At 32.2% G+C, this 14,923-nt stretch carries 11 protein-coding genes; 1 reads left to right on the top strand and 10 read right to left on the bottom strand.

Translation table 11 applies throughout. The annotated features are described in order from the left end of the window. Positions 1 to 40 precede the first annotated feature (40 nt). The gene (locus BN2665_RS13440) at positions 41 to 613 is read right to left on the bottom strand and encodes a 50S ribosomal protein L25 (protein ID WP_055667617.1); all 573 of its coding nucleotides are present in this window, start codon (positions 611 to 613) and stop codon (positions 41 to 43) included. A 244-nt stretch (positions 614 to 857) separates the two neighbouring features. Between BN2665_RS13440 and BN2665_RS13435 the strand changes: the two genes are divergently transcribed. Further along, complete coding sequence (locus BN2665_RS13435) at positions 858 to 2,348, top strand: aminotransferase class I/II-fold pyridoxal phosphate-dependent enzyme (protein ID WP_055667616.1); 1,491 nt, start codon at positions 858 to 860, stop codon at positions 2,346 to 2,348. Between the two features lie 32 nt (positions 2,349 to 2,380). On the opposite strand, the gene BN2665_RS13430 is transcribed toward BN2665_RS13435, so the two are convergent. The 9 genes from BN2665_RS13430 to BN2665_RS13390 form a co-directional block, all read right to left on the bottom strand. Then, positions 2,381 to 2,956 carry an indolepyruvate oxidoreductase subunit beta gene (locus tag BN2665_RS13430; protein ID WP_055667615.1) on the bottom strand — a complete coding sequence of 192 codons (576 nt, stop codon included), beginning with the start codon at positions 2,954 to 2,956 and terminating at the stop codon, positions 2,381 to 2,383. 1 nt (position 2,957) lies between these two features. After that, complete coding sequence (gene iorA, locus BN2665_RS13425) at positions 2,958 to 4,718, bottom strand: indolepyruvate ferredoxin oxidoreductase subunit alpha (protein ID WP_055667614.1); 1,761 nt, start codon at positions 4,716 to 4,718, stop codon at positions 2,958 to 2,960. Positions 4,719 to 4,744: 26 nt separating this feature from the next. Further along, positions 4,745 to 5,641, bottom strand: a complete 897-nt coding sequence (locus BN2665_RS13420) for a phosphate butyryltransferase (RefSeq protein ID WP_055667613.1) — start codon at positions 5,639 to 5,641, stop codon at positions 4,745 to 4,747. 21 nt (positions 5,642 to 5,662) lie between these two features. Then, entirely contained in the window at positions 5,663 to 7,093 is a 1,431-nt protein-coding gene (gene glnA / locus BN2665_RS13415; protein ID WP_055667612.1) for a type I glutamate--ammonia ligase, read from the bottom strand. Positions 7,094 to 7,285: 192 nt separating this feature from the next. Beyond that, entirely contained in the window at positions 7,286 to 8,308 is a 1,023-nt protein-coding gene (locus BN2665_RS13410; RefSeq protein WP_055667611.1) for an alpha-hydroxy-acid oxidizing protein, read from the bottom strand. A gap of 15 nt (positions 8,309 to 8,323) precedes the next feature. Then, positions 8,324 to 8,767: a 2-thiouracil desulfurase family protein gene (locus BN2665_RS13405; RefSeq protein WP_055667610.1), complete on the bottom strand. Its 444-nt coding sequence runs from the start codon at positions 8,765 to 8,767 to the stop codon at positions 8,324 to 8,326. Positions 8,768 to 8,779: 12 nt separating this feature from the next. Further along, complete coding sequence (locus BN2665_RS13400) at positions 8,780 to 11,140, bottom strand: endonuclease MutS2 (RefSeq protein WP_055667609.1); 2,361 nt, start codon at positions 11,138 to 11,140, stop codon at positions 8,780 to 8,782. Positions 11,141 to 11,165: 25 nt separating this feature from the next. Then, the gene (locus BN2665_RS13395; protein ID WP_055667608.1) at positions 11,166 to 13,508 is read right to left on the bottom strand and encodes a U32 family peptidase; all 2,343 of its coding nucleotides are present in this window, start codon (positions 13,506 to 13,508) and stop codon (positions 11,166 to 11,168) included. 195 nt (positions 13,509 to 13,703) lie between these two features. Continuing rightward, positions 13,704 to 14,843, bottom strand: a complete 1,140-nt coding sequence (locus tag BN2665_RS13390) for an aminotransferase class V-fold PLP-dependent enzyme (protein ID WP_055667607.1) — start codon at positions 14,841 to 14,843, stop codon at positions 13,704 to 13,706. Positions 14,844 to 14,923 lie beyond the last annotated feature (80 nt).

Genomic DNA, 14,923 nt, shown 5'->3' with positions numbered 1-14,923 from the left:
AAAAAGCACAAAAGTGCTTTTTTAAAATGTGAAAAATATCTTATTCTACACCTTCGTCTTTGTCTTTAATGCTTACATAGCTTATAGATGCTAATACGGCTTTAATATCATCTACAAAAGAAATCTCCTCACTTACTTCCAAATCTTCAACTCTAATTACTGTACCTATTTTACCTCTAGTTAAGGAAGCATTTAGGTATTTAGGTAAATTACTAGCTTTACATTTAATTCTTACACTATCTTTTTCTTTTTGCACTATTCCGCCACTTTTAACAATGTTATTTTCATTACCGAAAACAATAGGTACTTCAGCCTCTACTAAATCGTCTTCTTGAATTTTTTCTAAATCAATATGTATTATTTGATTTGTAGCAGGATCTCTTTGAACTTCTTTTATTAAAGTTGTTATATCTCCACCATTTAAATTAATATTTAACTTTCCGTATTCACCATTCCACTGTACTTCCTTATTAAGATCTAACTCACCAACTTCAAACATTATATTATTCATACCCTTACCATAAAGAATCCCTGGTATTTTTCCTTCGCGTCTTAATCTTCTAGAAAAGTGTCTACTGCTATTTAATCTTGTATTAGCTTTTAAAAATTCCATTTTTATCCCTCCTGTTAAAATATTATTGTCTAAATGAGGGAATATTATTCATATAAGAATTTCAATTAGCAAATATAACAGGGTATTTTATTGATGAAAAATAAATATTATAATTTGTTTATATGGTATTGCATTTGAAATTTATTTAACTTATAATTATATTGTTTTTTAGAAAGCTCTTCAAAATCGCTGAAAATCAACGGTTTAAATATATAATTTTAAAGAAGGAAGGTGCTATATCAAGGTGTATAAATATGATCAAAATGAGACTCCTCTATTTGACGCATTGATGGAATATGTTAACAGGGAAACCATCCCATTTCATGTACCTGGACATAAAAAAGGTGTAGGCATGGATGAAGAATTTAAAAATTTTATTGGTGAGAATCCCTTTAAAATCGACGTTACGGTTTTTAAATTAGTAGATAGTTTACATCATCCAACAGGTCCTATAAAAAAGGCTCAAGAATTAGCTGCTGATGCCTATAAATCAGACGCTGCTTTTTTTTCTATTCATGGAACATCTGGCGCTATACAAGCTATGATTATGTCTGTAGTAAATGCCGGGGATACTATAATCATTCCTAGAAATGTTCATAAATCTATAACTGCAGGAATAATTTTAAGTGGTGCTGTTCCAGTTTATATGCAGCCTGAATTAGATAAAAAAGTAGGAATTGCTCACGGGGTAACCCCTGAAACTGTTGAAAAAACATTAAGAGAAAACCCTGATGCTAAGGCAGTACTAATAATTAATCCGACTTACTATGGTGTTGCTACGGATATTAAAAGAATTGCTGATATAGTTCATAGCTATAATATTCCATTAATCGTAGATGAGGCTCATGGTCCGCACCTTGCGTTTAATGAAAATTTGCCGATGTCAGCTATGGAAGCAGGGGCTGATATTTGTGCACAAAGTACTCATAAAATCATAGGAGCTTTAACTCAATGTTCCTTATTGCAAGTTAAGTCTAAATACATAGACACTCATAGAGTACAACAAATTTTAAATTTACTTCAAACTACTTCCCCATCATACATTTTGATGGCATCTTTAGATTGTGCTAGACGCCAAATAGCCCTTCATGGTAAAGAGCTTTTAGATAGAACTATAGCTCTAGCAAATTATGCTAGAACTGAAATAAATAAAATTCCTGGTTTTTCTTGTTTTGGTGAAGAAATACTTGGAAAGCCTGGTGCTTATGCTTTTGATCCTACTAAGATAACAATTACTAGTAGAGAGCTAGGACTTACTGGTTATGATTTAGATATGATATTATCTAATAAGTACCACATACAAATGGAGCTTTCAGACTTATACAATGTTTTAGCTGTTGGTTCTTTTGGGGATACAAAGGAAAGCATAGATAAATTGTTAGAGGCCTTAAATGAAATTAGCGAAGAGTATTCTTTAAAGAATAGCAAAAAGCCCGATTTTATAGATATACCTCCTATTCCACAGCAAGTTCTTATTCCTAGAGAAGCTTTCAATAGCCATAAGACTTCCATCCCATTAAAAGATAGTGTAGGTATGATAAGTGGAGAATTTTTATTAGCATACCCTCCCGGTATACCTGTATTATGTCCAGGAGAAATAATAACACAGGATATAATAAACTATGTTCAGGAGTTAAAAGCTGCAGGATTATATGTACAAGGAACTGAGGATCCTAAGGTTGATAATATAAAAGTAGTTAAAAAAGAAGATGCGGTTCGTATTAGCATCGAATAGAAAAAAGTAGAGGAAAAATCCTCTACTTTTTATTATGCCTCTATACCTTTTCTCAAGGCTAGCTTATTCAAATCTACAATTTTACTTGGCACACTTTTCTCTATAATTTGATCCCAATTAATATTTTCTAACTTCAAAGCCTTAATAAGAGCACCTAATAAAATAACATTTTGAGCTTTTATATTTCCTAGTTCCTCGGCTAAATGAGCAGCGTTAATTATTTTGATGTTTTCTATTACTGAGGCTAAGTTCTCATTTATATTTTCAGGATATTTTTCTTGCCCAATTAAAACCGTTACAGGATGAATTTCATAGTCATTAACTACTAATGCTCCATCTTTTTTTAAGAAGGGTACCCATCTTGCAGCTTCGCTTTTTTCAAAGGCTACTATAACATCAGCTGTACCTTTCTCAATTAGTGGTGAATGTACTTTTTCTCCGAATCTAACTTGAGTGGTTACACTGCCGCCTCTTTGTGCCATACCATGTACTTCAGACATTTTTACATCAAATCCAGCTTCTAATAATCCCTCTGTTAATATTTTGGATGCTAAGATAGTACCTTGACCACCAACACCAACAAATAAAATGCTTCTAGTATTACCCATTTTATTCACCCACCTTTTCTATTGCTCCAAATTTACAAACCTGTTTACACATTTCACAGCCATTACACATATTCTTATCAATGCTTACTACACCATTCCTATAATTTAAAGCAGGACATCCAGTTCTTAAACAAGCCTTACACTTCTTACATTTTTCAGGTAATATTCTACACTTCATATTTGCTCTATATTTAATAACTTCTTTCTTTAGAGCACAAGGCTGTTTTGTTATTATAACAAAAGGTTCAGTGCTATTATGTGCAGCTTTTACTGCCTCTTCAGTTTCTTTTAAGTTATAAGGATCCACTACTCTAAGATTTTCTTTCTTAATTCCAACAGAAATTACTAATTGCTCAATATCTATCATAGGAGCAACTTCTCCCTGTAATGTTTTTCCAGTACCTGGATTTTCCTGATGTCCTGTCATCCCTGTAGTCCTATTATCTAGTATACAAGTTACAATAGGAATATTATTATAAACTGAATCAATCAATCCTGTTATCCCTGAATGGAAGAAGGTGGAGTCTCCTATAAATGCAAATACTTTATTATTTGCTCCAGCCATGTTTCTAGCCTTTTGCATACCAAGTCCTGCTGAAACTGAAGCACCCATACAAATAACTGTATCTGTCACATTAAGGGGCGCCATCATTCCAAGGGTATAGCAACCAATATCTCCAGTAGATATAATATCCTTATATTTTGAAACCGCATAGAATATTCCTCTGTGAGGACATCCTGGGCATAGTACAGGAGGTCTAGAAGGAGCCTTTATGTCGACACTGTAGCTAGCATCAACTTCCTGATTTAAGATTGCTTTTCTGATTATTTCAGGATTTAATTCTCCGCATACAGGAATTATTTCTTTACCCACACATGGAATTCCCATAACCTTAACAGCATTTTCTATATAAGGTTCATTTTCTTCTATAATATATAACTTTTTAACCTTAGAAGCAAATTCTTTAATTAACTTATCTGGTAATGGATAAGTCATACCTAACTTTAGATAAGAAACTTTATCTCCAAAAACTTCTTTTGCGTAATTATAGCTTATGCCGCTAGTTATTATTCCTACGGAATCATCTAATATTTCCATTTTGTTTAAAGGTGAACTATTTGAATAATCCTTTAATCTATTTAATCTTTCCTCTACCTCATAATGTTTTTTTCTCGCATGAGCTGGTATCATAATGTATTTCTCAATATTTTTTGAATAGTCTTTAATAGTACTTTCTTTCTTTTCTCCTAATTCCACTACACTCTTAGAATGAGAAACTCTAGTGGTAGTCCTAAATAAAACTACAGTGTCAAATCTCTCACTTATATCAAAGGCTTCAGCCATAAAATCCTTACATTCCTGAGAATCCGAAGGCTCAATTAATGCTACTTTGGCATGGGGAGCAAAAAGCCTATTGTCTTGCTCATTTTGTGAAGAATGCATACCTGGATCATCAGCAGTAACCACAACAAAGCCGCCATTTACCCCTTCATAAGCCATGGTAAATAGAGGATCTGCTGCCACATTTAACCCAACATGCTTCATGGTTGTTAAACTACGTGCTCCTCCGATAGAGGCTCCTGATGCAACTTCAAAACCAACCTTTTCGTTGGGAGCCCATTCAGCATATACCCCTTCATAAGTTGCGAAATTTTCTAGTATTTCTGTACTTGGAGTCCCTGGGTAAGCAGCAGCTATTTTACATCCTGCCTCATAGGCTCCTCTTGCAATGGCTTCATTTCCAGACATTATAACTTTCATAATACAATTCCTCCTATCTTTGTTTACTAGATAACTAGTGCCCCTAAGGCTATAGAATATAGTTTTGACTTAGCAGTATCTGCTCTAGACACTAATATAATAGGGCATTTTGCACCTACTACTATTCCAGCGCTTTCTGCCATAGCGAAATAGGTTAGTGACTTTCCTAATAAATTACCTGCTTCTATATTAGGTACAAGTAAAATATCACTATCTCCAGCCACATCACTAATAATCCCCTTATGATCTGCAGCTTCCTTTGAAACAGCATTGTCTAAAGCTAATGGTCCATCTATGACACAATTTTTTATCTGGCCTCTCTTATTCATTTGAGAAAGCATAGAGGCATCAATAGTAGCTTGCATAGAAGGATTTACAGTTTCTACAGCACATAAAGGAGCTACTTTGGGCTTTTCTATACCTAGTTTATTAGCTACTAGTACAGCATTGTTTATTATTTCAACCTTTTCACTTATATTTGGATATGGAACCATTCCACCATCAGTTAGAAATAGAACTTTATGATAGCTATTTACACTATATAGCATCACATGAGACAATAAACTATTACCTCTTAGTCCATATTCTTTATTTAATACAGCTTTAAGTAAATCTGCTGTATTTAATAATCCTTTCATTATAAAATGAGCCTTACCTGAACTTACTAACTCTACTGCCTTTGCAGCAGCCTTATTAATATTTTTTTCATCAATGATTTTAACATTTTCAAAGTTTAGATTTTCGTCATGAATAATTGACTTTATTTTAGCTTCATCACCTACTAAAATAGCGTCAACAATACCTAAACTACAGGCGTCACTTACTGCTTTTAAAACCTCTTTATCTTGTGCCACAGCCACAGAAAGAGTTCTTTTTTCTTTTACCTTTACTTTTTCTAATAATTGTTCTAAATTTTTTATCATGATACCCCCCCGAACTTAGTTTTATAGATCATAGTACATTTCGTATTCCACAGGCGATGGTACTGGGAAAACTTTAAGAAGTTCCTTTTCATACTTGTATTTGATCCAATTATTAATAAAGTGTTCATCAAACACACCATCTCTGGTTAAAAATTCATAATCTTTTTTTAGTTCATTTAAAGCTTCATCTAATGATGTAGGTAGCGCTTCTATTTTATTTCTTTCTTCTTCAGATAATTTGAAAACGTTTATATCCATAGGGCCATATCCTGCATCCACTGGATCGATTTTATTAACTATTCCATCTAAACCAGCCATTAATAGTGCTGAATAAGCTAAATAAGGATTAGCTGTAGCATCTGAGGATCTAAATTCAAATCTTCTCTTTTGAGGATCTTTTACATAACCAGGAACCCTGATTACTGAGCTTCTATTTCCTGTAGCAAAGCATATAGATACAGGAGCTTCAAAGCCTGGTACTAATCTTTTATAAGAATTTGTTGAAGGATTAGTAAATGCAAGCAATGCTTTAGCATGCTTTAGTATTCCTCCAATAAAGTACATGGCATCTTTACTTAATTGAGAATATCCATTCTTATCATAAAATAGATTTTGTCCATTTTTTCTTAATAACATATGAACATGCATTCCGCTGCCTGCTTCTCCAAATAGAGGCTTTGGCATGAAAGTAGCTGTCTTACCATTAGCAATAGCTTCATTTTTTATAACATATTTAGCCATCATTGTAGCGTCGGCCATTTTTTTCATCTCGCCTAATTCCACCTCTATTTCAAGCTGTCCGGCAGCACCTACTTCATGGTGATGATATTTTACTGGTATGCCCATCTCTTGAAGCTTAATGCTCATTTCACTTCTTAAATCATTATTTACATCATATGGGAGACCTATGTGATAGCCTTTCTGGAAAGGAACTTTATATCCGTAGTTTTCCTCTTTATCATTTCTGCTCCAAGGAGCTTGCTTGGAATTAATGGTTACTTCTTGATGATTGTTTTTTGTTTCAAAACTTATATTATCAAAAATATAAAACTCAAATTCTGGTCCTATAATGAATTCATCTGCTATACCTAGCTTTCTCATATAATCTTCAGCTTTTTCTGAAACAAATCTTGGGTCACCACTAAATCTTCCTGACCTATCTCCAATAGTATGTATATCAGCTACCATACTTAAAGTCTTAACTTTGCAATAAGGATCTATAAAGGCTGTACTCATATCAGGAATAAAACACATATCTGAGTTTTCTATAGAGGAATATCCGTAGCTAGATCCGTCAAAACCTATGCCATCTGCAAAAAGACTTTCACTTAATCTTTCTACGGGAATAGATAAATGATTCCATCTTCCAGGTAAGGTAATTACCTTAAAGTCAATAATTTTTACATTTTCTTTTTTTACAAATTCCACTAATTCTTTAAATTCTTTAAACACATTTGTCCCCCCTATTATAGAATATTTTTAATTTTTTATAAATTGTCCTAATTTTAGTATAATACATGAAATATCATTGTCAATTTATTCTGCTAAAGTGAATGCAATATTTCATTATTCTAAATAAAAAATAACTAGCCAGGGGTGAAAAATACATCAACTCCACTAACTAGTCATTTTTAATACATTTTATTACAAATTATCATATATAATCCTAGAATCTATATCTTTTATGTTATTACACCCAGTTAAAACCATAGCTGACTTCAAGTCATTGTATAAATTATCTATATATAATTTAACACCTTCTTTTTCTCCTCCAAAGGATGCAGTGACAAAAGGTCTTCCTATGAGAACTGCATCTGCTCCTAAGGCTAACATCTTCAGTACATCTACTCCACTTCTTACTCCACCATCAGCCAAAATCTTAACCTTTCCTTTTACTTTACTAGCAATGTTAGGAAGGACCTCTGCCACTCCAGGAGTTTGATCTAAAACTCTGCCTCCGTGATTTGATACTACTATGGCATCTACCCCTGCTTCCACAGCTAATAAAGCTTCATCAACAGTCATTATACCTTTTAATATAAAGGGTAGTTTTGTACTGTTTACAATCTCTTTAATTTCCTCTACGGTCTTTGGCCCTACTGGTTTTCCATGCATTGCAAGAGTTATGAGTCCTGCAGCGTCTATATCCATACCTACCGCAAAAGCACCTGCTTCTTCTGCAAGCTTAATTTTTTCTATAACACTGTCATTTTTCCATGGCTTTATTATAGCAATACCCTTTCCATCATGTTCCCTAAGCTTACTTAAATTTGTTATAAGAAATGAATCTACAGCAGTATCTCCTACCATAGGGAAGATTCCACCTTCTAAACAGCCTGATATTACCCAATCAATATACTCTTCTTCTGTAAATTTTCCTCCCATATTTAATGTAGTACCAGAAACTGGTGCAGCAAATACAGGTAATCTCATATCTTTTCCAAATAAATTAATCGAGGTATCTGGGTCTTTAGCATTATGCATAACTCTCATATTTAATTTATAACTAGCAAGAGCATCTACATTTATAGAAAAGGCTTCTCCAGTACCTTTTCCACCCATGCCTGGAACCTCCCCTGCACAGGCAATACCATTACATACTTTGCACACCTTACAGCTTCCATTCAAATTTTCTCTAGCATTTTTAAGTACATCTTTGTAATTCATAAGAATCCCCCTTTTTTATAAATCTTCTTCTGTTATAACCTCTATGCCCTCTTGCAATAGAAGTTCAGCAGTGACACCATTACCTTTAATTTTCTTATTTGAAAAACTTCCATCATATATAATACCCCTACCACAGGAAGGGCTATTAGACTTTAAAATAGCCTTTTCAACCTTTAAAGCCTTAGCTATTTTTAGAGTTTCCATAGCCCCCTTTATAAAGTTTCCTGTAAGGTCCAAGCAATCTTTATTCATCACCTTAGCTTTATTCAGTAAAACATCCTTGCCTTCTCCGCCTACAATTTCTGCACAGGCTCTAGGAGTTGTTAAGCCTCCTAATTGTTCCGGGCATACAGGTATTGCTTCTCCCTTTTCCAACAAATTATATATATTTTCATTATAATTATTTCGGGCGTTATATTTACAATTAATTCCACATAAACAAGCGCTGACTAAAATCATTATTAGCTCTCCTTACCTTAATTCTACCACAGTAACTCCATTACCACCCTCACCATAGGCTCCTAGCCTAAAAGTCTTTACATGAGGATGAGATTTAAGCATATCTGCAATTGACTTCCTTAAAACTCCAGTACCCTTTCCATGAATAATTGAAACTTCTTTTAATCCTCCAAGATAAGCTTCATCAAGGTATTTATCTACATTATACCAGGCTTCCTCTGAATCCATTCCCCTTAAATCTATAGAGGTAGCTACTGATCTTAAATTTAGTTTAACCTCTCTTTTAGAAGCCTTACGGCTTTCCTTTGTGGATTCGGAAGTATTAGCTAAATCCTTTAGCTTAACATTTATTTTCATGATTCCCGCCTGAACCTGTAGTTCTCCTTTGTTATCTGGTAAAGTAAGTACGATAACCTTTTGGTTCAATGAGGGTAAAAATAGTTCCATGCCTAATTTAACAGTTTTAATCTCATCGCTTTTATTTTGTTTTACAAAAGTTTGGCCTTCACTACTTTTATCTAACTTCTCTTTTAATGTCTTTCTGTGCTCTTCTAGCTGTTGTCTTGCCTCACTAGAATAACCTAGCTTCTCTAATTCTCTCATATTCTTTAATATATCATCCGCTTCTTCTTTAGCATCTTTTATTATGCTTTTAGCTTCTCTTCTAGCTTCATATAATGTATTTTCTCTAGCTTTATTTAAATTGTATAATTTTTCTTCATATTTTTCTTTTAAATTTTCCATTTCTAGCTTTAGTACTTCTGCAGCCCTAGCATCCTTTTCTGCCTTAATACTTTTATCTTGTAAGCTCTGTATTAGATCCTCAAACTTAAGAGTATCACTTGAAATCAAGGACTTTGAATTTTCTATTACTTCATCAGACAATCCTAGTCTTCTAGAGATCTCAAAAGCATTGGACTTTCCAGGAATACCTATCAATAATCTATAGGTAGGTCTTAAGGTCTCAACATCAAACTCTACAGAAGCATTTTCAACCCCTGAGGTCTTTAAAGCATAGGCTTTCAACTCACTATAGTGTGTAGTAGCTACTATTTTGCAATTCCTTTTTCTTAAAGTCTCTAATATAGAAACTGCTAAAGCAGCCCCTTCTGTAGGATCTGTTCCAGCCCCCAATTCATCAAATAATACTAAAGAATTGTGATCAGCCTTATCCATTATGTCTACTATATTAGTCATATGTGAAGAAAAAGTAGATAAGCTTTGTTCAATGCTTTGCTCGTCTCCTATATCTGCAAAAACCTCTTTAAAAAATGCTATGCAAGATTTTTCTCTAGCAGGTATAAGCATACCACTCATACCCATTAAATGTAAAAGTCCCACAGTTTTAAGAGTAACAGTTTTTCCCCCTGTATTAGGTCCAGTAATAACCAAGGAGGTAAATTCTCTTCCAAGATAAATATCCGAAGATACTACCTTTTTAGGCTCTATTAAAGGATGCCTTCCCTCTATGATATCTATAATTCCATTATCGCTTATAATTGGAATTGTTCCATTGATACTGCTTGCATACTTAGCCTTAGCAAAAATAAAATCTAATTCCCAAACTATACTAGAATCATTCTTTACAATATCTATATTATTATAAAGCTTTAAGCATAGTTCAGATAATATTCTCTCGATCTCTGCCTTTTCTTTTAGCATTAGCTCTTTTATCTCATTATTTAAATTAACTAAACTCATAGGTTCAATGAATAAAGTAGCTCCTGAGGAACTTTGATCATGTACAAGCCCTGGTACAGAGCCTTTATGCTCTGCCTTTACAGGAATTACATAACGATCTCCTCTCATGGTATATAAATTATCCTGTAAATATTTAGAATTTGATCTAATAATAGAATTCACTTTATCCTTTACAGAACTATTTTTTTCCTTTAAGCTTCTTCTTATGTTATATAATTTCTCACTAGCTCTGTCAGAAATCTCATCCTCGCTGATTATAATATTAAATATATCATCTTCCAATCTCTTTAAAGGCACTATACCTTCACATAAATCCTCTAATACAGGAAAAGCTTCTTCATCTTCTTTTCTCTTTATATAATCCTTAAATTTACGAGCGCATCTTAACATTTGAGCTATCTTTAAAATTTGTCCTGTAAGTACACTAGCTCCTTTTTCAATTCTTCCTATAGGCTCTCGCACATCATATAACCCCTCAAAAGGCGGATTCCCCTTTTTCATTAAAAGCATTAATGCCTCTTGGGTTTCTTTTAAATGCTCTCTCACCTCATAAATATTATCATAGGGCTTTAGAGAGTCTATAACTTCTTTAGCAGCTTGAGTATTTACATACTTCTTGATTTCATCTTTTATTTTGCTGTATTCTAGTACCTTTAATGCCTTCTCATTCATAAAATTCTATCCCTTCATTTTTAGTCTATTCTACTCCTCTTTTATAATGTCCCTTAGTATAAGCATTTAGTTTTAAGTTTACAGAACTAAGGAGCAGACTTTTAAGAACAGTAATAGTTTCTTCATAGTTTTCGTCTATAAAGTCTATCCTAAAAGAATTAATACCCATTTTCATTAACTCATTTTTTTCTCCCAATAAATTTAAAGCACTAGGGTTATATATATAACTTCTACAAAATTTATCTGTTCTTAATATAAAGTTTTCACCTTTTCTATCTCTTAAAAGATAAAAATCCTTCTCACATTCTAATTTACAATTATTATCTGAGCATTTTTCTCCAATGAAACTTCCAATAGGACAATATTCGCTTATCATTAACTCCGGTCTACCATAAATAAGCATTTGAGCTTTATTATTTACTGCTGCAAAATCTTTTATTTCTTTGCTGTTTAATTCTATGCTTAAACAAGCTAAATGTAAATCATTATAAAAATTTAGGTTATGGTTATTATAAATATTTAACTTATAATCACCAATTATTTTAAATTGATTTTTATAGATATTTATAATTCCTAAATTTGCAGTAACAAGTCCTTTTATAAGAGATTTATTATTATCAATAACTTTACATACATATTTTAGTTCTCTTTCCTTTAATATATTAGGTACCTTTAAGAAATACCCTTGTGAAATATGACCTAAATCCTCTTCCTTAATAGCTCCTTTAAATCTAAAAAAAGGATTAACTATTATATTTTCAACTTCCATATCTGTAAGGGCTTTTAATTGTTCCTTACTGCATACTGATATCATATAGTTTAAGGAATTATTGCTTATTAAAGATTTTTCCTTTAGAATTATTTGTCCCTTATTTCTTTTATACATTATTTTTACATCATTCTCAATAGTTTCTATAATCTTTCTTCTCAAAGAATTAACAGAAGATATTGGTAAAAATCCCTGTTCATAAGAGTTAAAAGATATTTCATTTATTTTAAAGGGGCTATCTGAGAATTTTTTTATATTTTCCTCAATTTTGTCCTTATCTAGAGGTTTATTCAAAGCCTTTTGAACTATATCTCCTTCAATTTCATATATTCTATTATTGTAATAAGCTATAATTTTTATTGGCTTATTAATTAAAAATTCTACATTAGCTTTAATATATATTTTTTTATAATAAGGATTTTTATATAGCTCTTCATAGCTTTTCATTAAATTATTATCTAGGGTTTTATATAATTCATCCCCCTTTTTGTAGGCTGAAGGAAATAATTTTACCTTATCCCCTTTCTTGGCTGAAGAAACCTCTTTATTGTCCTTAATAATTTTGGATACTGTGAAGCCTGAATCTCCATTTCTTATACCATCACCAAGAGAAATTTCGCAGGTTAGTACTATACTATTATCCTTTAATATCTTTCCTAAGAATATTCCTGTGTTTTTAGGATAGGATGCTGCCATCATATCTTTTCCTTGATTCTTGTATAGATAGGCCTTTGAGAAACCTTCTCTATTGAACAATTGTAACAATTTTCTATTTTCACTTTCTAGATTAACTAAAGCTTTATTGTAGTGGCTATCTATAGCTCTTTTATAGCTTTCTACAACACCAGCTACATATTCAGGACGCTTCATTCTACCTTCTATTTTAAAAGAAGAAGTACCTGTATTAACTAAATCCTCTACGTTATCTATAGTGCAGATGTCTTTTGGACTTAATAGATAAGCACTTCTACTAACGTCACCTTTTATATTTGTGATAGTATAGGGAAGCCTACAGGGCTGAGCGCATCTTCCTCTATTTCCGCTTCTTCCTCCTATTATACTACTCATGAGACATTGCCCAGAATAACAAATACATAAAGCTCCATGAACAAATATCTCTGTTTCAATATTTAAGTCTTTAGATATATATTTTATATCCTGTAAGGATAATTCCCTAGATAAAACTATTCTTTCAAAGCCTTTATCCTTTAGAAATAAACATGCTTCACCATTATGAACAGTCATTTGAGTGGACGCATGTATTTCTAAGTTTGGTAAGTACTTTTTTATTAAGTAAGAAAGTCCAGCATCTTGAACTATCAATGCATCTACACCTATACTATATAAGAAATTTGCATATTCTAAAGCCTCTTTAATTTCTTTTTCCTTTATTAATGTATTTAAAGTAATGTATACTTTAACACCATAGATATGGCAATAGTCTACTACCTTTTCAAGCTCATCATTATTAAAGTTTGATGCATAGGCTCTAGCAGAAAATTTACTTCCGCCCATGTATACTGCATCTGCTCCAGCATTTATTGCTGCATATAAGCTTTCTAAACTTCCCGCTGGAGCTAGTAATTCTACTTTTTTCATATTATTCATCTCTCCTATAAGATTAAAGGATTAAAACAATTGTAGGGAAACAATGCATACCCTTAGCTTGTATCTTACCATAATCTTAATATTCACCATATTATGGCAAGATACAAACTAACAATTGAAATTGTTTCCCTACATTATTATAACTTATTTTAAATAATAATCAAAATAAAAAAATCTTTTGGTACCTTATATATTTTTGTAAATTTTTTTTAATGCTTTAATAAATACTTCAATATGTTCTTCTTCATTAAAATAACCTAAGCTGACTCTAACAGTTCCTTTATTTATGGTTCCTATAAAAGAATGAATAAGAGGAGCACAATGGTATCCTGTTCTAACTGCAATATTTTCATTATCTAAGAGATTGCCTGTTAATGAGCTATCCATACCTTCTATATTAAATGATACCACCCCTGTTCTGTAAAGATTATTATCTATACCATATAAAATTATAAAAGGTAATTTTTTAAGCTCCTTTAAAAGCAATTTACAAAGGTTCAATTCCTTCTCTCTTATAACATTAATTCCAATTTCATTTATAAAATCAATACCAGCCCCTAATCCAAGGATACCGGGGCAATTCAAAGTTCCACTCTCAAATTTATCTGGAATAACTTCCGGCTGAACCATAGAATTTGAATAGCTCCCTGTCCCCCCTTCTTTTAAAGGTTTTAAACATATATTAGGATTAATGTATATTCCTCCTATGCCTTGAGGACCATATAAAAGCTTATGTCCGGAGAATGCCAAAAGATCAATATTGTCCTTTTTAATATCTATGGGTAGCAGTCCTAAACTTTGACAGACATCTACCAAAAATATAATTTCCTTTCGCCTACATAACTCACCTATGCTATTAATATCTTGTATAGTTCCTAGAACGTTTGAAACATGATTAATAACCACAAGCTTTGTATTGCGTTTTATTTCTTTCTCAATATCTACTAAGGATACCCTGCCTTTTAAATCTATAGGTACTACAGTTATGCTAACTCCCTTTAAATTTAATGCTTTTAAAGGCCTAAGTACAGAATTATGTTCTGATGCTGTAGTAATTACATGATCCCCTTCATTAAGCAAACCTTTAAGAGCTAAATTTAAGCTTTCCGTAGCTCCACTGGTAAATACAATATTCATTTCATCATCACAATTTATCATTTTAGCTATTTTTATTCTCGTGCTTAGTATTTCTTCTGCTAGATTTATAGCCATTTTATGCGAACCACGCCCTGGATTAGCTCCAATATTTTTCATAGTATATAAAATTTTTTCATAGACCTTTTCTGGCTTTGGAAAGGTTGTAGCCGCATTATCAAAATATATCATAATATCACCTTTATTCATAAAATTATATTATAAATATATTCCGATTTATTTTTTATATTTCCTTTTAGCTATAAAAATAA

The organism is Desnuesiella massiliensis (genome assembly GCF_001403615.1).
Lineage (GTDB): Bacteria > Bacillota > Clostridia > Clostridiales > Clostridiaceae > Desnuesiella > Desnuesiella massiliensis.
The sequence above is the reverse complement of the archived record's forward strand: the minus strand, read 5'-3'. Positions and strand labels throughout refer to the sequence as shown.